The sequence below is a fragment of the Clostridium lapidicellarium genome (assembly GCF_041224415.1).
In the GTDB taxonomy this organism is placed as follows: domain Bacteria; phylum Bacillota; class Clostridia; order Clostridiales; family Clostridiaceae; genus Clostridium_B; species Clostridium_B lapidicellarium.
This window is the reverse complement of sequence record NZ_JBGFFE010000002.1, coordinates 228,697-254,453: the sequence shown is the minus strand read 5'-3', so window position 1 is coordinate 254,453 and position 25,757 is coordinate 228,697. Positions and strand designations below refer to the sequence as shown.

26 protein-coding genes are annotated in these 25,757 nt (G+C 34.0%); 24 read left to right on the top strand and 2 right to left on the bottom strand.

All coding sequences use genetic code 11. From position 1 onward, the window contains the following. The first annotated feature begins 16 nt into the window (after positions 1-16). The 3 genes from AB8S09_RS03215 (at position 17) to spoIIR (ending at position 4,513) form a co-directional block, all read left to right on the top strand. Positions 17-1,474, top strand: coding sequence for a spore germination protein (locus AB8S09_RS03215; RefSeq protein ID WP_294182201.1), 1,458 nt, complete (start codon positions 17-19; stop codon positions 1,472-1,474). 50 nt (positions 1,475-1,524) lie between these two features. After that, a complete protein-coding gene (locus AB8S09_RS03210) occupies positions 1,525-3,771 on the top strand; it encodes a Ger(x)C family spore germination protein (protein ID WP_369868499.1) in 2,247 nt (748 codons plus the stop codon). Between the two features lie 85 nt (positions 3,772-3,856). Next, the gene (spoIIR, locus tag AB8S09_RS03205) at positions 3,857-4,513 is read left to right on the top strand and encodes a stage II sporulation protein R (RefSeq protein ID WP_294182200.1); all 657 of its coding nucleotides are present in this window, start codon (positions 3,857-3,859) and stop codon (positions 4,511-4,513) included. A gap of 66 nt (positions 4,514-4,579) precedes the next feature. On the opposite strand, the gene AB8S09_RS03200 is transcribed toward spoIIR, so the two are convergent. After that, complete coding sequence (locus tag AB8S09_RS03200) at positions 4,580-5,821, bottom strand: MGDG synthase family glycosyltransferase (protein ID WP_369868475.1); 1,242 nt, start codon at positions 5,819-5,821, stop codon at positions 4,580-4,582. Positions 5,822-6,056: 235 nt separating this feature from the next. Between AB8S09_RS03200 and ypeB the strand changes: the two genes are divergently transcribed. The 5 genes from ypeB to rho all read left to right on the top strand — a co-directional run bounded on the left by ypeB (position 6,057) and on the right by rho (position 12,044). Beyond that, positions 6,057-7,427, top strand: coding sequence for a germination protein YpeB (gene ypeB, locus AB8S09_RS03195; protein ID WP_294182198.1), 1,371 nt, complete (start codon positions 6,057-6,059; stop codon positions 7,425-7,427). A 185-nt stretch (positions 7,428-7,612) separates the two neighbouring features. Then, a complete protein-coding gene (locus AB8S09_RS03190) occupies positions 7,613-8,026 on the top strand; it encodes a YwiB family protein (protein WP_294182197.1) in 414 nt (137 codons plus the stop codon). 89 nt (positions 8,027-8,115) lie between these two features. Beyond that, the gene (locus AB8S09_RS03185; protein ID WP_294182196.1) at positions 8,116-8,424 is read left to right on the top strand and encodes a ribose-5-phosphate isomerase; all 309 of its coding nucleotides are present in this window, start codon (positions 8,116-8,118) and stop codon (positions 8,422-8,424) included. A gap of 269 nt (positions 8,425-8,693) precedes the next feature. Next, complete coding sequence (pyrG, locus tag AB8S09_RS03180) at positions 8,694-10,307, top strand: CTP synthase (RefSeq protein WP_294182195.1); 1,614 nt, start codon at positions 8,694-8,696, stop codon at positions 10,305-10,307. 276 nt (positions 10,308-10,583) lie between these two features. Continuing rightward, entirely contained in the window at positions 10,584-12,044 is a 1,461-nt protein-coding gene (rho, locus tag AB8S09_RS03175; RefSeq protein ID WP_294184801.1) for a transcription termination factor Rho, read from the top strand. Between the two features lie 58 nt (positions 12,045-12,102). Here rho and rpmE read toward each other — a convergent pair whose 3' ends face one another. Next, a complete protein-coding gene (rpmE, locus tag AB8S09_RS03170) occupies positions 12,103-12,315 on the bottom strand; it encodes a 50S ribosomal protein L31 (RefSeq protein WP_294184803.1) in 213 nt (70 codons plus the stop codon). Positions 12,316-12,535: 220 nt separating this feature from the next. Between rpmE and AB8S09_RS03165 the strand changes: the two genes are divergently transcribed. The 16 genes from AB8S09_RS03165 to atpE all read left to right on the top strand — a co-directional run bounded on the left by AB8S09_RS03165 (position 12,536) and on the right by atpE (position 25,700). After that, entirely contained in the window at positions 12,536-13,414 is an 879-nt protein-coding gene (locus tag AB8S09_RS03165; RefSeq protein WP_294184883.1) for a DUF1385 domain-containing protein, read from the top strand. Positions 13,415-13,432: 18 nt separating this feature from the next. Further along, on the top strand, positions 13,433-14,299 hold the full coding sequence (prmC, locus tag AB8S09_RS03160) for a peptide chain release factor N(5)-glutamine methyltransferase (RefSeq protein ID WP_294184805.1): 867 nt from the start codon (positions 13,433-13,435) through the stop codon (positions 14,297-14,299). A gap of 74 nt (positions 14,300-14,373) precedes the next feature. Beyond that, the gene (gene prfA, locus AB8S09_RS03155; RefSeq protein ID WP_294184806.1) at positions 14,374-15,447 is read left to right on the top strand and encodes a peptide chain release factor 1; all 1,074 of its coding nucleotides are present in this window, start codon (positions 14,374-14,376) and stop codon (positions 15,445-15,447) included. Between the two features lie 96 nt (positions 15,448-15,543). Then, positions 15,544-16,170: a hypothetical protein gene (locus AB8S09_RS03150; protein WP_294184808.1), complete on the top strand. Its 627-nt coding sequence runs from the start codon at positions 15,544-15,546 to the stop codon at positions 16,168-16,170. Positions 16,171-16,247: 77 nt separating this feature from the next. After that, the gene (locus tag AB8S09_RS03145; RefSeq protein ID WP_294184809.1) at positions 16,248-16,964 is read left to right on the top strand and encodes a ZIP family metal transporter; all 717 of its coding nucleotides are present in this window, start codon (positions 16,248-16,250) and stop codon (positions 16,962-16,964) included. Between the two features lie 39 nt (positions 16,965-17,003). Beyond that, positions 17,004-18,056, top strand: a complete 1,053-nt coding sequence (locus tag AB8S09_RS03140) for an L-threonylcarbamoyladenylate synthase (protein WP_294184810.1) — start codon at positions 17,004-17,006, stop codon at positions 18,054-18,056. 81 nt (positions 18,057-18,137) lie between these two features. Continuing rightward, entirely contained in the window at positions 18,138-18,596 is a 459-nt protein-coding gene (locus tag AB8S09_RS03135) for a low molecular weight protein arginine phosphatase (protein WP_294184814.1), read from the top strand. 82 nt (positions 18,597-18,678) lie between these two features. Then, complete coding sequence (gene rpiB / locus AB8S09_RS03130) at positions 18,679-19,128, top strand: ribose 5-phosphate isomerase B (protein ID WP_294184816.1); 450 nt, start codon at positions 18,679-18,681, stop codon at positions 19,126-19,128. 70 nt (positions 19,129-19,198) lie between these two features. Then, positions 19,199-19,828, top strand: a complete 630-nt coding sequence (gene upp / locus AB8S09_RS03125; protein ID WP_294184818.1) for a uracil phosphoribosyltransferase — start codon at positions 19,199-19,201, stop codon at positions 19,826-19,828. A gap of 145 nt (positions 19,829-19,973) precedes the next feature. Continuing rightward, positions 19,974-20,390: a deoxycytidylate deaminase gene (locus AB8S09_RS03120; protein WP_294184820.1), complete on the top strand. Its 417-nt coding sequence runs from the start codon at positions 19,974-19,976 to the stop codon at positions 20,388-20,390. A 31-nt stretch (positions 20,391-20,421) separates the two neighbouring features. Next, positions 20,422-21,450, top strand: coding sequence for an MraY family glycosyltransferase (locus tag AB8S09_RS03115; protein ID WP_294184822.1), 1,029 nt, complete (start codon positions 20,422-20,424; stop codon positions 21,448-21,450). Between the two features lie 15 nt (positions 21,451-21,465). After that, entirely contained in the window at positions 21,466-22,593 is a 1,128-nt protein-coding gene (gene wecB / locus AB8S09_RS03110; RefSeq protein ID WP_294184824.1) for a non-hydrolyzing UDP-N-acetylglucosamine 2-epimerase, read from the top strand. Between the two features lie 175 nt (positions 22,594-22,768). Then, the gene (locus tag AB8S09_RS03105) at positions 22,769-23,947 is read left to right on the top strand and encodes an acetyl-CoA C-acetyltransferase (protein ID WP_294184826.1); all 1,179 of its coding nucleotides are present in this window, start codon (positions 22,769-22,771) and stop codon (positions 23,945-23,947) included. Positions 23,948-24,279: 332 nt separating this feature from the next. Next, positions 24,280-24,648: an ATP synthase subunit I gene (locus AB8S09_RS03100; RefSeq protein ID WP_294184830.1), complete on the top strand. Its 369-nt coding sequence runs from the start codon at positions 24,280-24,282 to the stop codon at positions 24,646-24,648. A gap of 43 nt (positions 24,649-24,691) precedes the next feature. After that, positions 24,692-25,387, top strand: coding sequence for a F0F1 ATP synthase subunit A (locus AB8S09_RS03095; protein WP_294184832.1), 696 nt, complete (start codon positions 24,692-24,694; stop codon positions 25,385-25,387). Positions 25,388-25,451: 64 nt separating this feature from the next. After that, positions 25,452-25,700 carry an ATP synthase F0 subunit C gene (gene atpE, locus AB8S09_RS03090; protein ID WP_294184834.1) on the top strand — a complete coding sequence of 83 codons (249 nt, stop codon included), beginning with the start codon at positions 25,452-25,454 and terminating at the stop codon, positions 25,698-25,700. Positions 25,701-25,757: the final 57 nt, after the last annotated feature.

Sequence of the window (25,757 nt, the reverse complement as noted above, 5' to 3'; positions counted from 1 at the left end):
CAGGAGATGAATACATATGCAGGAAGAAGTGAGAAATTTTATATCTTCTAAAGTTGATGAAAATATAGAATACTTGAAAAGATTATTCAAAGATAACTCGGATATGGTTTTTAGGGAATTTTATATAGGGGAAATTAAAGCTGCAATAGTATATATAGACGGCATGGGGGACAAAATGCTTTTAAATGATCTGCTGAGGGGACTTATGAACAGGTACAGGTATGTAAAAGATGTAAGAATGGTAAAAGAGAGGTTGATAACTGTATCTGATATGCGAGAGATTGTTGATTTAAGGAAGGGAATTGATCTTGTCTTATCTGGTGAAACACTGATGCTTCTTGAAGGTATGAAAAGTTTTTATGTACTTGCCACCAGAGCCTGGCCTGTAAGAGGAATAGCTGAACCTTCAGGTGAAACGGTATTAAGGGGCTCCAGGGATGGATTTACTGAAACTTTGCGATTTAATACGGCTTTGATAAGAAGGAGGATAAGGGATACAAGACTTAAGATTGTACCAAAGCCCCTGGGTGTAAGATCCAAAACCGATGTGGTAGTGGTATATATAGATGACATAGTAAATGAGGGCGCATTAAAGGAACTTATGAAAAGGCTGGATAGTATAAAAATAGATGCCATTTTAGACAGCGGCTATGTTGAACAGCTTATTGAGGATAATAAATGGTCTTTTTTTCCACAAATTCAGAGTACTGAAAGACCTGACGTAGTGGCATCCGCATTATATGAGGGAAGGATCGCAATAGTGGTAGACAATTCGCCCTTTGCAATTATAGTACCCACCACTATGGCAAATTTATTTCAGTCACCGGATGACTATTATCAAAGGTGGATATATAGTTCAACAATAAGAATAATAAGGTTCATCTCTATAATAATAACTTTGATAATGCCGGCTTTTTATGTTGCTGTTACTTCTTTCCATACAGGGATAATACCTACCAAACTGGCATATTTTATTGCTGCCTCGAGAGAAGGAGTACCATTTCCAGCTTTTGTGGAAGCCATAATCATGGAATTGAGCTTTGCCTTGCTTTTAGAGTCCGTGGCAAGGCTTCCAAAATCCATAGGTGCCACTACTGGAATAGTGGGAGGCTTGATTATAGGTCAAGCTGCAGTTCAAGCTGGGATAGTAAGTCCCATAATGATAATAATAGTCTCTGTTACTGCTATAACGAATTTTACTACCCCTAATTATGAGATGACCTCCGCATTTAGACTGGTTAGATTTTTACTTATAATTGCAGCAGCTATAGCAGGGCTTTATGGAATTATGATTGGACTTGTAATTACTCTGGTGCATCTGATAAAGCTAAAAAGCTTTGGAGTATCCTATTTAGCTCCTATGGTGAATGAAAATGCCAATGATTTTAAAGATATGTATTTTAGAGCTCCTATCAGATTTTTGAAAAAAAGACCAAAGTATATGAACACCGGAGATAAAATAAGACAGAGATAGTTTAACTAAATGGCTGCTGCGCTAAACAAAGAGGTGATTAGGTGAGAGATATGGATTTCATAACCGTATTTGGAATATTTTCTACTGTAATAGTGACTGTTATAGGTGTAGGTGTATTTTCATACCCGAGGGAAGTAGTGAGTATTGTCGGCACCGACGGGTCGGTTGTTACTGTGGCAGCAGGTTTTTTGGCTTACGTTTTGATTTATATTGCCTACAGGACAATAAAATCCAATGGATATAACAAATTGAGTACAATACTTGAAAATAATTTCGGGAAAATATTCGGGGGGATTTTAGCCGTTATATTTGCAGTGTATAATATATTTACCATATCAGTTGGAATGAGAATATTTATAGAAGTTATAAAGATGTATCTTTTGGAAAAGACACCCACGGAATTTTTAGTAATTGTAACTATTTTTTTAGGAATTTATCTTGTAAGGAGTAAACTGGAAAATCTGATAAAGTTCAATGAAGTTTCTTTCTGGATATTATTCATATCAATAGGTCTGATATTTCTGTTTACTTTAAATAAAACTGATTTTACCAATAATTTACCCATATTTACTAATAAACCCTATGTTTATATAACTGCACTTAAAAGTGCAATTTATAATTTTGCCGGGATAGAAATAATATATATTATAGGGCCGTTTATAAAAAATAAATCCGGTATAAATAAGGCAATTGTAAAAAGCATTTTATTTATAACAATTTTTTATGTTATAATTGTTGTATTTTCTCTGGCTATTTTTTCCAAAGAACAGACTAAAATTCTATTATGGCCTACCATAACTATGATAAATTCCATAAATGTAGAAGGAGCTTTTATAGAAAGATGGGAAGGAGTAGTTATGGCTCTTTGGGTTATATTTTATTTTACTACTTTTTCAAATATATATTATTTGTCATCCGATATAGTAAAAGATGTATTCAGGCTGGGTGACGTAAAACTTTCATCGGCTTTGATAGCTCCGATAATATATATGATAGCTTTATATCCCCAGAATATAGCGCAGCTCTATGCCATAAGCAATAAATTTATACCTCCGCTTTTTATATATAGTTTAATTATACTGCCAATTGTCCTGCTTTTATTTGGTAAAGCCAAAAAAAAAGGAAATGTAAATAAAATTATGTCTTTGCTTCTGATATGTACTTTACTGACTGGATGCTGGGATAAAGTTGAAATAGAGAGAACTGAATTGGTATCTATAATTGGGATAGATGCAGGAGTTGATATAGCAAAAAAGAAAAAATTCAGGGACATGAAGCCTACGGATCCGCTGACTTCCATAGATCTAAAAAAATTTCATGTAACTTTTGGAATACCGGATTTAAGTAAATTGGAACCGGGTAAAGGCGGGGTGTCTAAGGATAAATATATAAGTGTTGATGGATATTCGATTCAAGATGCAGTTAGTAATGCCATAGCTAAGAGCAGCAGATCCATGAGATTTAGCCATACTAAATTGTTGATATTGGGTGAAAATCTGATGAAATACCCTGATGCGGTAAAAGAGGCCATTGATTATCTTCAAAGAGAACCTTCTTTAAATAGGAATATGTATATAGTTATGTCGGAGGGGGATGCGGAAAAATATGTGACTTTTAATATGCCCATAGAAACGAGTGCGGAAAATTATATATTGGGTATGGTGGAAAGTGATCTTAAGGATAATACAGTTGTTCCTGTAACTTTAAATGATTTTTTAGTTCAGATGAGTGAGAACGGGAATAGCATGGTTCCCAGAATTGTTGTTGATAAAGATAGCAAAAATATAAAAATATCAGGTACTTTTATAATAAAAAATTTTGCACAAAAAGGGACTTTTAATTCAGTTCAAACCTCCAATATAGAATTGCTGAAAGGAATTTTAAAAGGCGGGAAAAAAATGATATATTTAGAGGGTCATCCGGTGGATATAAGAATTGATAATACTGATAGAAAGATAAGGGTGCTTCAGGAAAACGGCAGGTTAGTATTTGATGTGCATCTGTATATAGAGGGTCAGATAAAGAACTATTACACTGGTAATGAAACGCTGTCTGTAGACAAATTGAATCAAATTCAACAGTATTTCAATGAGTCTATAGGAAAGGAATGTAAAAGTGTGATAAAATCCACACAGAGGGAATTTCAAGTAGATCCTATAGGCTTTAGGGAATATATAGAAAAATATCATCCGTTTTTATGGAAACAGGTAAAAAATGACTGGAATGACACATATAAAAATGCAGTTGTAAATATAAATGTGAATACGAATATAAGGAGGATCGGCGTAACGAAATAAAATATAAATTGCAGTGAATATAACTCAAATATATGTCAATAATTACTAGTAAATTGAAAATAATTATAAAAGATGGGGTGAAATCATGAAAAAGTATTTGCTTGTATTTATTATAGGCATTTTGAGTATATTTGCTGCAAATTCCGTTTTCCTTGAAATAAAAAATAAAAATGTGGAGGAGGATATGGCATCCAGAATAATAAGATTTCATGTTATAGCAAATAGTGATTCAGGAAGTGATCAAGCTCTTAAATTAAGAGTTAGAGATAGGGTTCTGGAGTACATAGCTCCTAAATTGGAAAATTCAGAAGATATAAATAAATCTAGAAAAATTTTAAAAGAAAATGACAGCAGGATATTGGAGATAGCTAATAATGAGATAAGAAGAGAGGGTTACAGTTATAAAGTGAACAGCACTTTGTCTGAGACGAATTTTCCCATAAAAACTTATGGGAATATAACTCTACCACCGGGAAAATATGAGGCGTACAGAATAATTATAGGCAGTGGACAGGGACAAAACTGGTGGTGTGTCATGTTTCCTCCTCTGTGTTTTGTTGATATTACAAAGGGACAAGTTTCCTATAAAAAAACGGAAGATGAAATGAAAAAAGTTTTGACACCGGAAGAATATAAGATGGTGGATAATTCCTCCCTCGGAGTGAATAAAAAAGATATAAAGTTGAAGTTCAAATTATTAGAAATATTGAAAGATATGGGTTATAAAATTTCAAAAATGTAATTTGAAAATTACAGTACAGGTGAGATTTTCAGACATCACCTGTATTATAATTACATATTGCATCAATTAATTTCCTGCAAATAGTTTTTGAGCAGTTTTGACAAAATGTTCTTCTGCTGATTTAAAAAATGTCTTAATGTTGTCCTTATTGTGTATTATCCTATTTCCGGTTAAATTTTTTTTGGCTAAATTGTTTTCTATAAGCCAGTTCATAAGATTAAATATGTCATTTACCGCATATGGTTTTGCAAATCTGCTGCAATTTCCACTTATTATTTCGAGCTTTTCCCTGGAATTAAGAAGTTTTTCAATGTTTTCTCTACATTTCCCTATATCGGTTAAATTTACAGCCAGATTATTTTTCAATAAAAATTGTGCATTTTTTTCCTCTTGGCCAGGTATAGGAGAAAAAAATCCCAAAGGTATTTTACATATCAGTGCTTCTGCAATAGTAAGCCCTCCTGGTTTTGTCAAAAGGAGATCACTGGCCTGCATATATTTATTTACTTGATTGGTAAAGCCTATTATTCGAGTTTCTTTAGAAGAAGACATCTTGATTTTTGAAAGTTCTGAATAGAGCTTTTTATTTTTCCCCGTTATAATTATTATTTGAATGTCTTCACTGACCTTATCCAGTTGTTTATATATGTCTGCTATTTTACCTAAGCCCAAGCTTCCGCCCATAACTAGGATAGTGAATTTAGATTGGGATAATTTTAAGCTTTTCAATGTATCATGTCTATTGTAATTTATATTGAACTCCGGTTTAACGGGTATACCGAAATTATATATGGTATCTTTAGGTATTCCCTTTGATATCATCTTTTTTATCATGTTCTTATTGGAAATCACATAAGCATCTATATATGGATGCAGCCAGGAAGTATGCGGATAATAATCAGTAATTATACACATACAGGGTATGCATATATGATATTTTGATTTCAATACAGACAGCATTTCTGTGGCAAAGGAATGAGTCGATATCAATATATCAGGATTATATTCGTTTATAAGGGGAAGTAGTTTACAGGTCAGGGACTCAATAAGTTTTGAACTTATTGTGGTTGTAATTGTGTAATCGCCTTCTGAATAGCTGTATAATTTTCCGTATAAAGAAGGAGATACTTTGAGTGACTTTAAGTAACTGCCTATTACTACCTTGTCTATTATGGGATTTATATATTTTAAGGCATCAACAATTCTTACGTTTGATGCTGGATCTCTCAGGGATATGTAACTTTTTAATGCTTCAGCTGCATTGCCGTGTCCTCCACCGGCGGAAATTGAGAGAATTAAAATGTTCATCTAATCACCTTCTGATTAAGTATGTAATCTCATTATATAAAATGTAGCAAAAATAATAAACTCATTTAATAAACATTTAAGAAAAAATTAATAATAATCATCAAATAGTATTGGCTTTTGTGAACATTATTAAACTTATAATACATAACAATTGAATAAATGCAGACAATATAAATAAATATCAAAGTATACCGGTCTTTGTGTGAAATTCGTTGTAAAAGAGAGGTGGAGCTCTGTGAAAATCACGAAAAAAAGAATCATATACACGGCATTAGTGATTTTAATTGTTGTCTTTTCAAGTACGTTTGCAGTTCTCATGACTTTGGAAAGGAATGATTATAGAAATTATCTCCAGGGTGAATATGGCAAAAGCATGTATGAACTTATAGATGCAGTACAAAATATAAGAGTGAATTTGACAAAGGCGGCCGTAGTCGGTTCAAGAGAACAGGCCATAGTTGTTTTTGAAGAAATATTTAGGTATTCTGGTATAGCCAATGATAAATTGCATTCCCTTCCAGTGGATCAGCCTACTATATCTGATACCAGTAAATTTTTGAGTCAGACTGGAGATTTTTGTTATAATTTGGGCAAATTATCTACCACGGGGAAACAGTTGAATGACGAGGATTATAATAATATAGAAAGGCTGAAAAAACAATCTGTTATTTTAGAGGGCCAGTTGAAATCCACGGCCGATAATATAAATCAAGGCAAGGTGAAATGGGGAGAAATAAGGAAGAAGATCATTGGCGCTTTTGCAAAAAATAATGATAATTCCATATCAGAACAGTTCCAGGGTATGCAAAAACAGATAGTTCAATATCCTGCACTTATATATGATGGGCCGTTTTCGGATAATGTACTTCAAGTAAAACCTAAAATTGATTCACAAAGGCAGATATCCGGGAAGGAAGCCGAAAAGATAGCCAGGAAAATAATAGGAAAAAATAAGATTGAAAGTCTGACCGTATCTTCCGTCAAGGGAAAAGCCGATATAGATGTGTACAGATTTACTGCTGCCCTTAAAAATAGGAGTAGAAAGGGAGACAGAGTGATATGTGAAATAAGTAAAAGGGGCGGGAAAATCTCATATTTGATAAATGATAGGGCCGTAAACAATAGTTCCATTACTGTAAAAAAATCAAGGGATATGGGAGCAGAATATTTGAAGAATCTAGGATACGATAACATGATTCCAACCTATTCTTTAAAATACAATAATATAGCTGTAGTAAGTTATGTTTACAAGCAAGGTAATATATTGGTATATCCGGATCAGATAAAATTGAAAATAGCCCTGGATAATGGGGATATCATAGGGATAGAAGCAGATAAATATCTTATGTCACATGTTGAAACGAGAGAGATATCAACTCCCAAAATGAGCTATGAGGAAGCACAGAAGAAAGTCGGAAATAGACTGAATGTAACCGGGAAAAGACTTGTCGTAATTCCTACGGAAACAAACAGTGAGATACTATGCTATGAATTTTCAGGAAATTATAAAAATGATAATTTTAAAGTGTATATAAATGCTGAAACCGGATATGAAGAAAAAATAATTCAAATAATCAATACTCCTAATGGAGAATTAACTATATAATTTGTTATAGATATATATCCCTAAAGGCAGATATGGAAATATTCGTGCTTTTAGGGTGTATTTTTATCCAGGTTATTACATAGGTGAAATAAAAATCCTATAAAAATTCCGGCCTATTTGATATAATGGAATAGATTTTAAAATTTATTGTTGTGGGGATTAGAAAGGCAGGTTAAAATTTAATTATGAAAAAAAAGGCGATTATATCTTTATCTAGTAGGCAATCCGATAACGATGAACCTATAGAAGTGGTAACTCCCGGAAATTTTTATAAAAAAAATGACTGCTATTATGCAGTTTATAAGGAAACTCAAATATCGGGCATGGAGGGAACTACTACTACCTTAAAGATAAAAGATGATGGGCTATGTCTTATAAGAATGGGCAGTACCAATGCCAAAATGGATTTTAACAGACATCAGAAAAATAGATCAATGTATAAAACGCCTTATGGAGTTGTGGAACTGGAAATAAAGACCAATAAAATAAATATAGATATAGGTGAAGATGGTGGGAATGTACTGGTTGACTATAATATGAGTCTGGCAGGACAAGCTGCACAAAATACACAGTTGAAAGTAAATATAAAAACCCAGTGACGGCTGCTGATGATTTTTCACTCCTGATTAAAATTTTATCTTGTGGAAATAATTGAATATATAGATAAATGGCGAAGGGAGTGTATATATTGAGAAAGTATTTTAATGATAAAGAAAAGGTGTATTCTAAAATAATTGATATATTGTGCAAATATAAGGGATTGAGCAGAAATGAATTGCTGAATATTTTAAAGGATGAATCCTGTAAATATCTATTTTTTTTACTTGTAAATAGATATGGGTGTTATGATCTGGATACATTAAAAAAAGATTTTCCTTCCGTAAATAGAAATAACATGAGGAATAATATAAGAAAAGCAGAAAAGAAATTGCTCCTGAACAAACGTATAAGAGATATGTATTTTGAAGCGGAAGAGCTGATAGATGGAGTAGAATAAAGAATAAAATAAATATTCTATAAAAATAAAAAAACCTAGAATATGAATGAGAAATATGTTATCATATTAAGTATGTTTTTGGACAAAACATGCTATTTTATTTATAAGAGTAATTTTCATTATAGAACTAATTAAGCATTTTGTCAATAATATAAAGAAAAATTAATTATTTAATTTATTTGTATTTTAAGCAACGTATTAAAATATGGGATTTAGATTTTACCAGGATAAAAAACAGGGGGTGACACTGCTTTTAAAAGCAGAGATTTATGAGTACAAAATATATATTTGTAACTGGAGGAGTAGTATCTTCATTGGGCAAGGGAATAACAGCAGCTTCACTGGGAAGACTTTTGAAAAATAGAGGGCTTAAAGTCTCAATTCAAAAGTTTGATCCTTATATAAATGTAGATCCAGGTACTATGAGCCCGTACCAGCATGGAGAAGTTTTTGTTACAGACGATGGAGCGGAAACAGATTTGGATTTGGGTCATTATGAGAGATTTATAGATGAAAATTTAAGTAAGAATAACAATGTGACTACAGGAAAAATATACTGGTCGGTTATAACAAAAGAGAGAAAAGGAGAGTATCTGGGAAGCACTGTTCAGGTGATTCCACATATAACGAATGAAATAAAATTCAGAGTTTACAAGGTGGCAGAGGAAAAGGATATTGATGTGGTTATAACTGAAATTGGAGGAACAGTAGGAGATATAGAATCGCTACCCTTTTTAGAGGCTATAAGGCAGATAAAATATGATGTGGGAGTGGAAAATGTATGTTTTATACATGTTACATTGGTTCCTTATTTGAAAAAATCGGGGGAATTGAAAACCAAACCGACACAGCATTCAGTCAAGGAATTGAGAAGTATTGGTATACAGCCTGATATAATAGTGTGTCGTTCAGAAAGGGAAATCTCAAATGAGTTAAAGGAGAAAATAGGTTTATTTTGTAATGTAGAAAAAGATTCTGTAATTCAGAACTTAGATGCAGAAAATTTATATGAAGTTCCACTAATGCTCCATCGAGAGGGATTAGATAATTTGGTGTGCAAAAAATTAAAACTGAAAAGCGGAAAAATTGATAATACCGAATGGATCAACATGGTGGACAAAATAAAAAATCTATCAAGAAATGTGAAGATAGCTTTGGTTGGAAAATATGTGGAACTTCACGATGCTTACATATCTGTAGTGGAGGCATTGAATCATGGTGGGTACGCCAATGGGGCTAAGGTTGAAATAAAATGGATAAACTCTGAGGATGTTACTCCAGAGAATGTGGGGAATTATCTGAAGGATGCAGATGGTATACTTATTCCAGGAGGATTTGGTGATAGGGGAATAGAAGGGAAAATATTATCTGCAGGATGGGCTAGAGAGAACAAGGTGCCTTTTTTCGGCATATGCCTGGGAATGCAGTGTGCCGTAATAGAATTTGCAAGAAATGTTCTCGGTTATAAGGGAGCTCACAGTTCTGAGATAGATCCCCATACCAAATATCCTGTCATAGATTTAATGCCGGATCAAAAGGGAATAGATAGAAAAGGCGGTACTATGAGATTGGGAAAATATCCATGTAAGCTTTTGCACGGGAGCAATTCCTTTAAAGCTTATGGAAAAGAAATTATATATGAAAGACACAGACATAGGTATGAATTCAATAATCTGTACAGAGAAGAACTACAAAAAGCAGGATTGGTACTATCCGGTATAAGTCCTGATTCCAAGCTGGTTGAAATTATAGAGATAAAAGATCATCCATGGTTTGTGGGGGTACAATTCCACCCGGAATTAAAGTCAAGACCCAATAGACCGCATCCTCTATTTAGAGAATTTATAAGGGCATCCTTGAATTTCGGCTCAAAGAATTCATAGTTATTTTGAAAGATTTTCAGTAAAAGCTGAAAATCTTTCACAACTCTGTATTTTAAATATATTTTAAATTATTTATAGAAATATGTTGCATAGTTTTAAAATAAGTTTTACACTTAAAATATAGGAAAATATATACCTAATGGATTAAAATCTAGAAAAAACGTATAATATAATCTGAAGTGTAACCTTTCTATAAGTATATTTCCAATTTTATTTCAATATTTCCCAGCATTGTTTCAAAATATATAAAATTTAATAATTGTGAGGTGTTGCTTTTTGAACAGTAAAGATATAGATAATATGACGGTTGCAAAATTGAAGGATATTGCAAAAGCCTTAGAGATAAAGAATATATCTAAATATAAAAAATCTGAATTGATTGAAAAAATAAAAAGGGTTTCTCCTGCATATATAAGTAAGAACGGTGTTGTTCTCAGAGAAAAAATAAGCCCTAAAAATGAAGAAATCAATAATCATGGCGAATCGGTCCATACTGGAAAATCATCGGAGAATAAAATTCATAGCTCTAAGTTTCAGGAACAGAAAACAAGCGGTGAGGAAAAAAGGGAAAAGCTCAAGGAAATGATAAATGAATCTGACAGTGCAAGAGGAGTACTTGAGATTATTGAAAATAATAACTACGGATTTTTAAGAGGTAAGAATTATCTTACGGGTCCCGATGATATATATGTATCTCCATCGCAAATAAGAAGGTTTAATTTAAAAACCGGTGATGAGGTTTGCGGAAAAGTTAGAATTCCAAAAGAAGGGGAAAAATTTAAAGCCTTACTTTATGTACAGAGAGTAAATGGAGAGAATCCGGAAAAAGCAGTTGGAAGAGAACCCTTTGAAACGCTCACTCCTATATATCCCAACCAGAGATTGAGATTAGAAACCAATAGCTCAAATCTTTCTACAAGACTTATGGATATAATATCACCTATAGGTAAAGGACAGAGAGGAATTATAGTTGCCCCCCCTAAAGCAGGTAAAACAACTCTTCTAAAAAAAATAGCCCAGAGTATTTCACAAAATCACCCGGAAATGAAACTTATAGTGCTGCTCATAGATGAGAGGCCAGAAGAAGTTACCGACATGCAGAGATCTATAAAAGGGGAAGTTATTTATTCCACCTTTGACGAAGAACCGGAGCACCATACCAAAGTTGCCTATATGGTACTTGAGAGGACCAAGAGGATGGTGGAGCAGGGTCAGGATGTAGTAATACTTTTGGACAGTATTACAAGGCTCTCCAGAGCATATAACCTGACTATAACTCCAACTGGCAGGACTCTTTCAGGAGGACTGGATCCGGGAGCTCTTATAATGCCTAAAAAATTTTTTGGTGCAGCTAGAAATATAGAAGAAGGAGGAAGTTTGACTATACTTGCCACTGCACTGATTGAAACTGGAAGCAGAATGGATGATATGATATTTGAGGAGTTTAAGGGCACCGGAAATATGGAAGTGCACTTAGATAGAAAACTTCAAGAAAGACGGATATTCCCTGCTATAGATATATATAAATCTGGTACGAGGAGAGAAGATCTGCTTTTTGAAAGCCAACTGGAAAGGGAAACTGCCTATAATATAAGAAAAATTTTATATGATGATAATAATACTCAAAATATTACTGAACAGCTGATAAATTTGCTGGCAAAAACCAAAAACAATAGGGAATTCATGAATGTTGCCAGTAAAATGGAATTAAATAAATCATTGCATTGCATTAAATAAATATTAAAAATAGGGAGCTGTCTCTATTTTTAAAGACAGTTCCCATAACAAATTATAATTAATTTTCATTCTTCAAGTTAAATTTCTTTAAGAACTTATCAACTCTTCCACCAGCGTCAACTCTCTTTTGTTTACCAGTGAAGAAGGGATGGCATTTAGAACATATTTCCACTTTCAACTCTTTTTTTGTTGAACCAGTTGTAAAAGTGTTTCCACATGCACACTTGACTACCGCATCGTGGTAGTACTCTGGATGTATGCCTTTTTTCATATCGTTCACCTCTTTTGCATTTAATGACAAAACCCTAATTTTAACTTCTGTATTATAACATAGCTATATTTTTAAGTCAATAAAATTATTCATCTTGTGTTAGAATATATTTGATTATATAAGAAATTTGCATTAGATTTTATAATAAAATGCGATAAGAGGGTGAAGTACAGTGTCTAGTGAAATATCTGTTGGAGGTCAAGCTGTAATAGAGGGGGTTATGATGAGAGGAAGTAGAGGTATAGCTACTGCAGTTAGAAAATCCGACGGTGAGATTGTAGTTAATAGAGAGGAAAGTATACCTTACAGTAAAAAAAATAAATTTTTGGGATTGCCTGTTATAAGAGGTTTTGTATCTTTAATAGAATCACTTATCATAGGTATAAATACAATGAATTATTCGGCATCGTTTTTCCAGGATGAAGAAGAACCTACTAAGTTTGACAATTGGTTTGAAAGTATATTTAAGGAAAAAAGTGAAACTGTATTGGTGGGTTTAACTCTTTTAGTATCTCTGGGGATAGCAATTTTATTGTTTTTTATATTTCCAACTTTTACAGCAAATATATTTAAGAAATTTGGAATAGAAAATACTATTTCTTTAAATATAGTGGAAGGTATAATTAGAGTTTCTGTATTTTTGATATATATATATGCTATAAGTAAAATGTCCGACATAGAAAGGATATTTCAATATCATGGTGCTGAACATAAGACCATTTTTTGTTATGAAAATGGAAGGGAATTGACACCTGAAAATGCAGCTGGATTTGGAAGGCTTCATCCAAGGTGCGGTACAAATTTTTTATTTTTGGTAATGATAGTTAGTATAATACTTTTTTCATTAACTGGTTGGGGGAGTATTTGGCGGAGAATCTTGTTTAGAGTGGTATTATTACCTCTTGTATCAGGGATAACCTATGAACTTATAAGGTGGATGGGTCGAAATGACGGATTTTTAACAAGAATTTTATCTTACCCGGGGCTTATACTTCAAAAACTGACTACAAGAGAACCTGATTACGACCAGCTGGAGGTAGCTATTGCAGCACTAAAATCTGCTGAAGGAATAGAGAGTAAAATAGATCAAATTCAATGAAAATGGAGAACTACTATTATGAAAAGCAAAATAGGAGAACTTTTGAAATATGGGTATAAGATCCTTAAAAATAGAGGAATATGCAGTTATATTCTGGATGCACAGCTTCTTTTGGGGAAGGCTATGAATAAGGATAGGTTGTTTATAATTATAAATAGAAATTATGAAGTTACTGAAAAAGAAGCCGAAGATTATTATAGGTATTTGAAATTGAGGGAAAAAAGAATGCCTGTAAAATATATACTGGGAGAATGCGAATTTATGGGATTGAATTTTTTTATAAAACCTGGTGTATTGATACCGAGACCTGATACAGAGATCCTGGTAGAGCAGGCTCTGCAGAAGATAAAAAATAATAATTTTCACAATATATGTGATCTTTGCTGTGGAAGCGGGGCCATTGGATTGTCCATAGCTAAATTCACGGATGATGTAAATGTAAAATGCTGCGATATATCTTCCATGGCCCTGAAAGTTACTGCTGAAAATATGAAAAGACTTTCTCTGCAGGAAAGAGTTCAGATAATAAGAAGTGATTTGCTTGAGTATTTCATTGAGAACAAAATGAAATTTCAAATGATAATATCAAACCCGCCCTATATAAAAAAGAATGTGATAGGTACGCTGATGGACGATGTGAAAAATTATGAGCCCTATGAAGCACTATGCGGAGGAGAAGACGGGTTGGTGTTTTACAGGAAAATAGCAGAGGAAGGTTTGAAAGTTTTAGATAAAAATGGAGTGCTGATGTTTGAAATAGGTGATGATCAAAAAGATGAAGTGGGCTGTATCTTACAAAAACATGGTTTCCAAGATATATCCTGTGTAAAAGATCTATCTAAAAGGGACAGAGTAATGAGTGCAGTTGTGAAAGCTGTAAAGTAAATTTATTGATATGGATAAAAATATTATGATATAATAATATATTGTGAAAATATTTATACGGAGTGATAAAAATTATGTTAGAAAGACTTAATTTCATAGAGAATAAATACGAAGAATTATCTATTAAAATAAGTGATCCTGAAGTTATAAAAAATCAGAAAGAGTGGCAAAAACTGTGCAAGGAAAACGCTGAGATGGAAGAAGTTGTTTTAAAGTACAGGGAGTATAAAAAGGCACTTCAGGATCTGAAGGATAATAGGGAAATGCTTAAAGAAGAAACGGATAAAGAAATGAAAGAAATGGAACAGGAGGAAATAAAGAATCTTACGGAACGTATAGATAAAATTGAAGATGATTTAAAAGTTCTTCTCATTCCCAAAGATCCGAATGATGACAGGAACGTATTTGTAGAAATAAGAGCTGGAGCGGGAGGAGAAGAAGCTGCTTTATTTGCGGCAGATCTTACAAGAATGTATACCAGGTATGCGGAACGTAAGGGCTGGGGAATAGAGACGATGAGTTTAAATGCCACAGATATAGGAGGATTTAAAGAGATTGTATTCATGGTAAAAGGAAAAGGTGCTTACAGCAGATTGAAATATGAAAGCGGCACTCACAGGGTTCAAAGAGTTCCGGATACGGAATCCAGCGGCAGAATCCATACTTCTACTGCAACTGTGGCAGTACTTCCGGAAGTGGATGATGTAGAGGTAAAGGTGAACCCGAATGATATAAGAATAGATGTTTTCAGGGCTTCAGGCCATGGTGGACAATGTGTAAATACTACGGATTCAGCAGTTAGAATTACACATCTGCCTACTGGGCTTGTAGTATCCTGCCAGGATGAAAAATCTCAGCTTAAAAATAAGGAAAAAGCTATGAAGGTCCTTAAGTCAAGACTCTATAAGAAGGCAGAGGCCGAGAGGAATGCAAGCATAGCTGAAAATAGAAGAAGTCAGGTTGGAACAGGTGATAGAAGTGAGAGAATAAGGACATACAATTACCCTCAGGGAAGAGTCACAGATCATAGAATAGGGATGACATTGTATAAATTGGATTCATTTTTAGATGGTGATATAGATGAGATGGTAGATGCCCTTATAACTTCAGATCAGGCAGAAAAGATGAAAACTATTGGAAATGACTGATGAATATATGCAGAGGTTATGGTGGATTTGCAGTATAGATAATTAATAAAGCGGAAAGGAGTTGAATAACCGTTAAACTCCACCTAGCGGGAAGGTATGAATATAGATAAAGCTATTAGGAAGCAAAAAAGATCTCATAGAATATTAATGCTTTCTACAGGCCTTATTTTTTTTATGCTTCCCGGGTACTTTATTCTAACGGGTAAATTTTATACATTTTACACGACTTATCTTATAATACTTGAAATACTTATTTTTCTAGCTATTATTGTAAAAGTTGATAATGCTTCATTAAGTTTTACTTACGATGGATATAGGTTGAAAGTAAATATAGGAATAAAAAATAGCAGGTTAAATATAATATGTGATAAAATTGTATTTGTACATGTGGAAGACTATGTACAAAAAAATACAGGCCGAAGTGAATTTAAAATTATTTTTATCTCAATATCTAAGTTTAGAAATGACAGAATGATACCTGTACACAGGGAATTCCTTAAAAGACATGCGTATGTTGCCCATGAATATGCCAAATTAAAAATTATATATCCTAAAGAGGAATTTTATTATACTATAATAAAAAGAGGGGAATTAAATAAATATCCATTTTTAGATACAGTTTATAAAAGCTGTGTATATGCCAACTTTACAAAAGAATCTATAGAAAAGATAAAATTTTATAGGAACAACTCGGAAAATTACGTGTTGAAAAATAAAAAATAAAAATATAATTCATATCTTACAGCACATTGAAATAAATATGAAATATAAATAATAAACATAGGGTGATTTTTTGAGGTATGAATTTAATTGATATAGTTATAGTAGGAAGTTTTGTATCTCTTGTAGGTACTATGGTGGGAGCTTCGCTGGGAGTGATAATAAGAGAGCCGTCTGATAAATTTTTGGGTTTTATAATAGGATTTGCAGGGGGTATAATGTTATCTGTGGTTGTGTTTGATTTAATTCCCCAGTCTGTGGAAAAATGGAATTTTGGACTTACTGTGATATTTGCAGTTTTAGGTATCGCAGTCATTTCAATAATTGATGCGAAAGTAAATATAAATAGCAGCAATAAGCATATGAAAATGGCGTTTATGGCTTCCCTGGGACTTATGATTCATAATTTTCCGGAAGGGATAATAATGGGGTTTGGTTTTGCAGGAGGCAGTACCTTGGGACTGAAGATGAGTATTATAATTGCAATTCATGATATACCGGAGGGCATTGCCGTGTCAGCACCTCTTATGGCATCTAAAGTGAAAATCCCTAAAATACTTTTTTATGCTTTTATTACAGCGTCCCCGACAGTTCTGGGAACTTTTTCAGGTACATACATAGCTAATATATCCCAAGATGTGTTGGGAGCATGTCTTTCGATGGCTTCCGGGATAATGCTGTATGTGGTTTGCGGAGAGATGATACCTGAATCCTCAAAGCTGTGGGAGGGTATAACGAGTACGTTTGGTACACTGTGCGGTATTATCTTGGGTCTTGTAATAGTATGGGTATTGTAGAACTTATTTATATTCAGATATAAAAAGGTGGTTTATTAAATGAATACGAAAATAAAGATGGTGGATGAAAAAAAATTGGATAAGGATATTATCGGTGAAGCCGGTAAAATAATAAGAGAGGGCGGTCTTGTAGTTTTCCCGACAGAAACTGTCTATGGTCTTGGGGCCAATGCCCTTGATCCTAAAGCAGTAAAAAAAATTTTTGAGGCTAAGGGGAGACCGCAGGATAACCCTTTAATTGTACATATATGGAATATAGACCAGATAAAAACTTTAGTCCACGATGTACCGGATATGGCTTATAAATTCATGGAAAAATTTTGGCCGGGACCCATGACCTTGATTCTTCCCAAATCAGATGTTATACCTGATGTTACCAGCGCATCGCTTCCCAGTATAGGAATTAGAATGCCATCTAATGTAATAGCCAAAGAATTTATTAAAAGTTCAGGAGTACCTATTGCGGCACCTTCTGCCAATATATCCGGACGTCCAAGTCCCACAGATGTAGAAAGGTGTATAGAGGATTTAAATGGAAAAGTTGACTTTATATTAGGTGGAGAAATGTGTCAGGTAGGAGTGGAATCTACAGTAATAGATTGTACAGTTACTCCCAGCTGTGTATTGAGACCAGGTGGAATAACTCTTGAAATGCTGAGAGAAGTGGATAAAAAAGCTTATATTGATCCTGCAGTTATGAAAAAACCGGATAAAAATATAAAACCGAAGGCACCGGGAATGAAATATAGGCACTATGCCCCTAAAGCACCTGTGAAAATAATTAAGGGAGATTTGAAAAAAACTGTTGCAAAAATCAATGAAATGGTGCAAAATTATATAGATGAAAACAAAGCTGTAGGGATAATTGCCACAGATGAAACAAAAGATTTTTATAAAAACGGATTGGTAATTTCTATAGGCAGCAGAAGTAATATGTTCAGTGTATCTAAAAATTTATTTGAAACTCTCAGGTGTTTTGATGATAAAAAAGTAGATATCATATTATCTGAAGCTTTTGAAGAAAAGGGCATAGGAGTTGCTGTAATGAATAGATTAAATAAGTCCGCAGGATTTAATATTATAAGAGTGTAAAAAATGCTGCACATTTAGCTGTTCAATCTTGACAGGTATTTTATTAATATCTGGTGTGAGCTTTGCCGGGAGGATTGGTTTATGAAAAATATACTGTTTGTTTGTACGGGCAATACTTGTAGAAGCTGCATGGCTGAAGCTATATTTAACTTTATATGCGGCAAATCAGATATAAAAGCTGCATCTGCCGGTATAAGTGTAATTGACGGCAGTGTAACTTCCAGGAACTCTGCATTGGTTGTAAAGAGAAACATAAATGTAGATATTAGCGGCAGAAAGGCCGTTCAAATAAACCGGAATATGGTTGAAAATTTTACAATTGTTCTGGCTGTGACTTCACGTATAAAGGCCATATTGCAAAGAGATTTTTCCGAGTTTGTAAATAAGATTTATACTTTAAATGAATTTGTTTCTCTGGACGAGGAGATAGAAGATCCTTTTGGTAAAAGCATATCTGAATATGAGTATACCTATAGTCAGTTGAAATACAGTATTTTATTATTAATAAATAAATTAAGAGAAGATATGGACATTGGTTAAATGTTGTTATCTTCTTTTTTTGCGGGTATATGATAAAATGTCAGTAGTATGAAAAGTTAAAATATATTTTGGAGGTATTTTTATGAAAATTGCTTTAGGAAGTGATCATGCAGGCTTTCCGCTGAAAAAGGAAATAATAGATCATTTACAGGTAAAAAATATAGAAATTGAGGATTTTGGAACTTTTTCGGAAGACTCCTGTGATTACCCAGATTATGCATTAAAGGTTGCGCAAAATGTTGCAAATAAGAATTATGATTTTGGAATATTGGTCTGTGGAACTGGTATCGGGATAAGCATTGCTGCAAACAAAGTGCCTGGAGTGAGAGCGGCTCTTTGCGGAGATACTTTCAGTGCCCATGCGAGCAGGGAACATAATAATGCCAATATTCTGGCGATAGGTCAGAGGGTAGTAGGTGTAGGACTTGCACTTGATATAGTAGATACATTTTTATCTGCTGAGTTTCAGGGAGGCAGGCATCAGAGGAGAATAGATAAGATTACTGGGATAGAGAGAAAATACAATAAGTAGTTAATGACTGTAAAAAACTATAGCTTTATTTAAGCTGTGTAGTGTAAATAATCAAATTGGAGGAATTGAAATGGACAATGTAACACAAATAAATCATCCCCTTATACTGCATAAATTGGCTCTGATAAGGGATAAAAACACAGGATCCAAGGATTTTAGGGAACTTGTGGAAGAAGTGGCTATGCTTATGGCTTATGAAGTAACTAGAGATTTTCAAACGGAAGATGTGGAGATAGAAACTCCTATAGCAAAGACAACTTGTAAGATGCTGTCTGGGAAAAAAGTGGCCATAATACCTATACTGAGAGCAGGACTTGGCATGGTAAGCGGGGTATTGAGGCTTATCCCTGCGGCAAGAGTAGGTCATATAGGGCTATACAGGGATGAAACCACATTGAAACCTGTAGAATATTTCTGTAAATTGCCACAGGATATAGGAGAAAGGGAAATAATAGTGACGGATCCGATGCTGGCAACAGGAGGTTCGGCTACAGATGCAATTTCTATGTTGAAGAGAAAAGGTGCGAAAAATATACGTCTTATGTGTCTGATAGCTGCAAGGCAGGGAATTAAAGCTGTAATGAAAGCTCATCCTGATATACATATATTTACTGCAGATATAGATGAAAAATTAAATAAAAACGGATATATAATACCGGGACTTGGAGATGCTGGAGACAGATTGTTTGGAACCAAGTAAATGGATCTCTACGTACGTGGCCCACTTTAAATCAGGTGGGCTTTTGTATGTTAGGACATGAAAAGCAGCGGCAATTGTTTTAAAATATTCTTTAATAGTTTATAATATATAATGTAATTCTTATGAAACGAGGAGACATTTATGGATGAGAAAAGATTGGGATAGTTATTTTATGGATATAGCGTTTAAAGTTGCAGAAAGAAGTACATGCCCTAGACTGCATGTGGGGGCAGTCCTTGTTAAAAATAGAAGGATAAAGGGTACCGGTTATAATGGAAGTCCCAGGGGGCTGGCACATTGTGATGATGTTGGCTGCTATTTGAAGGGCAATCATTGTGTGAGAACAATTCATGCGGAGGTAAATTGTCTGCTTGAGGTATCACCAGAAGATAGGGAAAATTCTACACTATATGTAACTCATATGCCATGTTCGGAATGCCAGAAATTAATAATTACCTGCGGCATTAAAAGAGTGGTGTATTCTGAAGAATACCAACCTGAAATTAATTGGTTTGAAAAGGCACCGCAAATTGAATTAATATGTGTAAAAAGAGCAGAATAACAAACACAAGATGCAATCGAGGAAGGTTATTATGAATAAATTATATCTATTTGCAATAGTTTCAGCAGTGCTTTCAGCTGTTATTACACCACTTGCTAGAAAATGTGCTATAAAACTGAATATTATGGATGTCCCTAAAGATAATAGAAGAGTACATACTAAACCTATACCGCTTTTAGGTGGAATAGCCATATATATTTCTTTTATAGTTACTTTATTCTTAAAATCAGGCGGCCTCACAAATTCTGAAATAGGGCTTATATTGGGTGCCACCATAATAGTAATAGGAGGACTCATAGACGATAAATTCAATATGAAGCCCTGGTGTAAATTGTTATTTCAATTGGCTGCCACCTTGGTTCTAATGGTTTATGGAATTAAGATAGTACTTATTACCAATCCTTTCAGCAGTTTGTATCAATTTGTAAACATAGGAATAATGTCTATTCCACTGACACTGGTGTGGGTGATTGGAGTTACGAATGCATTAAATTTGATAGACGGTCTGGATGGATTGGCTGCAGGTATTGCCCTTATATCTTCTATAACCATTTTTATCATAGCAATGCTGAACGGAAGGAATGAAGCTGCTATACTTACAATTATCTTGGCAGGATCTATAGCGGGATTTTTACCCTATAATTTTAATCCGGCATCTATATTTATGGGTGATGCAGGGGCACAATTATTGGGGTTCCTTCTTGCGTCCATATCTATTGAAGGAGCTGTAAAATCTGCAGCTGCTTTTTCTATAGCTGTGCCTATACTTGCACTTGGTATACCTATATATGATACTTTGTTTGCTGTAATAAGGAGAAAAATAAATGGGAAACCTATTATGCAGGCTGACAGAGGACATTTGCACCACAGACTTCTGGATATGGGCCTTACACAAAAACAGGCTGTTATAATAATGTATGTTATAAGTGCAATCCTTGGTAGTTTTTCTGTAGTAGCCATGGAGATAAATGCACAGAGATCTTATTTTTTATTGATTATAGTGATGATTATTTTAATTTTAATAGCTTGGAAAGTTGGTTTTTTTAAGCGTAGAGAGTAAAATGGAGGATTTTGTATGAAAAAAATCAAGAGTATTGCAATATTTGGCACAAGACCTGAAGCAATAAAAATGGCTCCCTTAGTCAAAGAACTTGGGAAGATAGATAGTATAGAAAATAAAGTATGTGTTACCGCCCAGCATAGACAAATGCTTGATCAGGTTCTGAGTCTTTTTGGGATCAGGCCGGATTTTGATCTTAACATAATGAAAAGCAAACAGACTTTAACAGGGATAACTACAAGAGTACTTCAGGGACTTGAGGGCATATTTGAAAGAGAAAAGCCGAATTTGGTTATTGTTCATGGAGATACTACTACCACTTTTGCAGGTGCTTTAGCAGCATTTTATAAAAAAATAGAAGTGGGACATGTGGAAGCTGGGCTTAGGACTTACGATAAATACTTCCCTTTTCCTGAGGAAATGAACAGGAGACTTACAGGCGCTATAGCCGATTTGCATTTTGCACCTACTGTGGGTTCTAAAAATAATCTTCTCAGGGAAGGTGTACCTGAAGATAAAATATTTGTTACGGGAAATACGGTTATAGATGCCATGAACTTTACAGTGGAACAGGGTTACGTATTTAACAATAATGAATTAAACCAAATAGACTATGTACATAGAAAAGTTATATTGGTAACGGCTCATAGAAGAGAGAACTGGGGCAGGGGAATTGAAAATATCTGCAACGCCCTTAAAAAAATTGTAAAGGACAATGCCGGGGTGGAAATTATATATCTTGTGCATTTAAATCCAATAGTAAAAAATGCGGTGTACAGAATATTGGGCAATACTCCAAGAGTGCATTTGCTGCCTCCATTGGACACAAAGGAAACCCACAATTTAATGAATAGGTGCTATATGGTTATGACTGATTCGGGCGGCCTTCAAGAAGAGGCACCTCATCTTGGGAAGCCTGTGCTGGTACTTAGAGGTGTTACCGAAAGGCCGGAGGCTGTAAAAGCAGGAACAGTAAAATTGGTTGGTACTGATGAAGATAATATAGTTAAACTGGCAAATGAACTTATATCAAATCAAAATGAGTATAACATGATGAGCAGGGCCATAAATCCATATGGTGACGGTAAGGCCTCCAAGAGAATAGTGGCGGCTATCCTGAAACATTTTAATATAGAAAAATAATAGATGCACTGAATGTGGTAAAAGTTTTGCTTGACAGCTTTAAAAATAATTATAAAAAAGTTTGTTTTTTTTTTAACAAAAATATTGATAAAATTTTATTAAACTAGTATAATAAAGGGGATGACAGAAAACTTAGTAAATTATGAATAGATAACTTAATTTAGGAGGATTAATTATGAGAGATGTAGTTATTGCAAGCGCTGTAAGAACACCTATAGGAAAATTTGGTGGGAGTCTGAAAAACGTTTCCGCTGTGAAATTAGGAACTATAGTTATAAAGGAAGCACTTAAAAGAGCAAATGTTAAACCAGAACTTGTAAATGAAGTTATAATGGGAAATGTATTACAGGCAGGTCTCGGTCAGGATCCTGCAAGACAAGCTGCCGTATATGCAGGTATTCCTGTAGAAATTCCGGCATTTACCATTAATAAGCTCTGTGGTTCGGGACTTAGGGCAGTTAGTTTGGCAACCCAACTTATAAAAGTTGGAGACGATGACATAGTTGTTGCCGGAGGAATGGAAAATATGTCTGCTGCTCCATATTTACTTGAAAACAGCAGGTGGGGAGCTAGAATGGGAGACAAAAAAGTAGTGGATTCCATGCTTCGAGATGGATTGTTTGATGCCTTCAATAATTATCATATGGGAATTACTGCAGAAAATGTAGCTGAAAAATGGCATATAACCAGAGAAATGCAGGATGAGTTTTCAGCATCGTCACAGCAAAAAGCTGAAAAGGCTATAAAAAGCGGAAGATTTAAAGACGAAATAGTTCCAGTTACTATAAAGGACAGGAAAAAGGGAGAAATAATCTTTGATACAGATGAATTCCCTAGATTTGGAACTACAGCTGAAATTTTGTCCAAGCTAAGACCGGCATTTAAAAAGGACGGAACTGTTACGGCAGGAAATGCTTCTGGAATAAATGATGCAGCGGCAGCATTGGTAGTAATGAGTGCGGATAAAGCAAAAGAATTGGGAATAAAACCACTTGCTAGAGTCGTTTCCTATGGTACCAGGGGCCTGGATCCTAAAATAATGGGTTATGGTCCATTCTATGCGACTAAAGTGGCAATGAAAAAAGCTAATTTAAAAGTAGAGGATATGGATTTAATAGAATTAAATGAGGCATTTGCAGCTCAAAGCGTAGCTGTAGCTAAAGATTTAGAGCTTGATATGAGCAAAGTCAATGTAAATGGCGGAGCAATAGCCCTTGGACACCCAGTTGGATGTTCCGGTGCAAGAATACTTGTTACACTGCTTTATGAAATGAAGAAGAGAAATTGTAAAAAAGGTCTTGCAACATTGTGTATAGGCGGTGGAATGGGTACTGCTATGATAGTGGAAATGTAGTCTGTGATATTTCAGTTTATACTGCACTTAGTATAAAAGCTGTAACACTTTTCAAAATATTTAAATTTTGAAAAGTGCTGCAGCTTTTATTATTGATAAAGACTTTTCTTAATTGATGTTCTATTGTAAAATTATTAGTTTATTGAAAAAATTTATGGTATAATTACTTTATGATTTCTATAAATATATGTTTATTTCATTTTAAAATAAGCGGCAACTCTTTAAAAATTGCAATAAATGACGAAATATAATGTAAATGCATAGAATGTGGGATTTTATTTATCTTTATATGAGATGTATAATAGTTACCAAGCTAAGTTGGAGGAAAGAAAATGAGCAAAGATGTTATACATATGTTAAAAAAGATCGCTTTTTTAGACATAATTATACTTCTTATATTCACTGTGATAGGAATTAATTTCAAATTCAGGAGCTATTTAATATTTGTTTTTCTTGGATTTGGGATTGCATATGTAAATATTGTTATAAATGCAGTGTCTACAGAAATTGCACTTTTTAAATTTAAGGATTCCTACAGGTCGATTTCTCTGCTGTGCTTTATATTTAGGGTATTGTTAGTATGTGTTATTGCATTAATACTTTTTAGATATAATAAAAGCGGTATGTTTGCTTACTTGGTAGGCTACAGCCTGCATTTTATCTCTTTAATTTTATACGGATTAGATCTAAAAAATGAATAGGAAATATCCTTAAAGCTATATTTTATAGAAAGGGAGTGATAATTTGGAAGAGTTATTGCCTATGGTTTTTTCTATACGATTATTTGGATATAAGTTTGATATTACATCCAGTATATTTTATCAGTGGATAATAATAGCTGTATTAACTGTGCTGGCAATCTGGGCTACTAAAGATTTGAAAAAAGTTCCGGATAAAAAACAGACAGTAGTGGAAATGTTAGTACAGACTTTTAATTCCCTGGTAAAAGAAAATATGGGAAAGTCTTATAAAAATTTTGTGCCTTACATAGGGACACTGGCAATTTTTCTTTTAACTATGAATTTGTTGGGATTAATTGGCTTTAAGCCGCCTACGCTGGATATCAGTGTAGTGTCCGCATTTGCTTTGATAACTTTTGTAATTGTTCAGGCTAATGCTATACAGAAAATAGGAGTGGGACATTATTTCCTAGCTTATTTTTCACCTTTTGTCCCGATGCTGCCTTTAAATTTGTTGGAAAGAATTATGTTACCTGTGTCTTTAACTTTAAGACTGTTTGGTAATATGACAGCATCTGTCGTTATTGTGGATTTGATTTATAATAAGTTAGGGAATGTGGCTTTTGGTTTAGGTCAGCTTGTAATACCTATTCCATTTCATGCGTACTTTGATGCCTTTGATGGAACAATTCAAATGATTATTTTTATGATGCTGACAATGGTCAATATCAGAATTGTAGCAGAAGGAGCAGTGGATTAATCTTATATAATATTTTTAGATATAAGAAAATTAAATTAATTAATAAATTCAAGGAGGAAAAAACATGGTTAATATTGATGGAAAATCATTTGTATCAGCAATGACAGCAATTGGAGCAGGTCTTGCTGCAATAGGATGTCTTGGCGGAGGAATTGGAACTGGTAGTGCAGCAGGAAAAGCTGTTGAGGGAGTTTCAAGGCAGCCGGAAGCAAGCGGGAAGATAATAGGTACTATGGTTGTTGGTGCAGCATTTTCAGAGGCAACTTCAATTTATGCACTCTTGGTTGCCCTTCTATTGGTATTTAAGATGTAAATATCATACTTGTTATTATTAGATGCCTGAAGGGAGGCTTTTATAGAGTAGTATGGA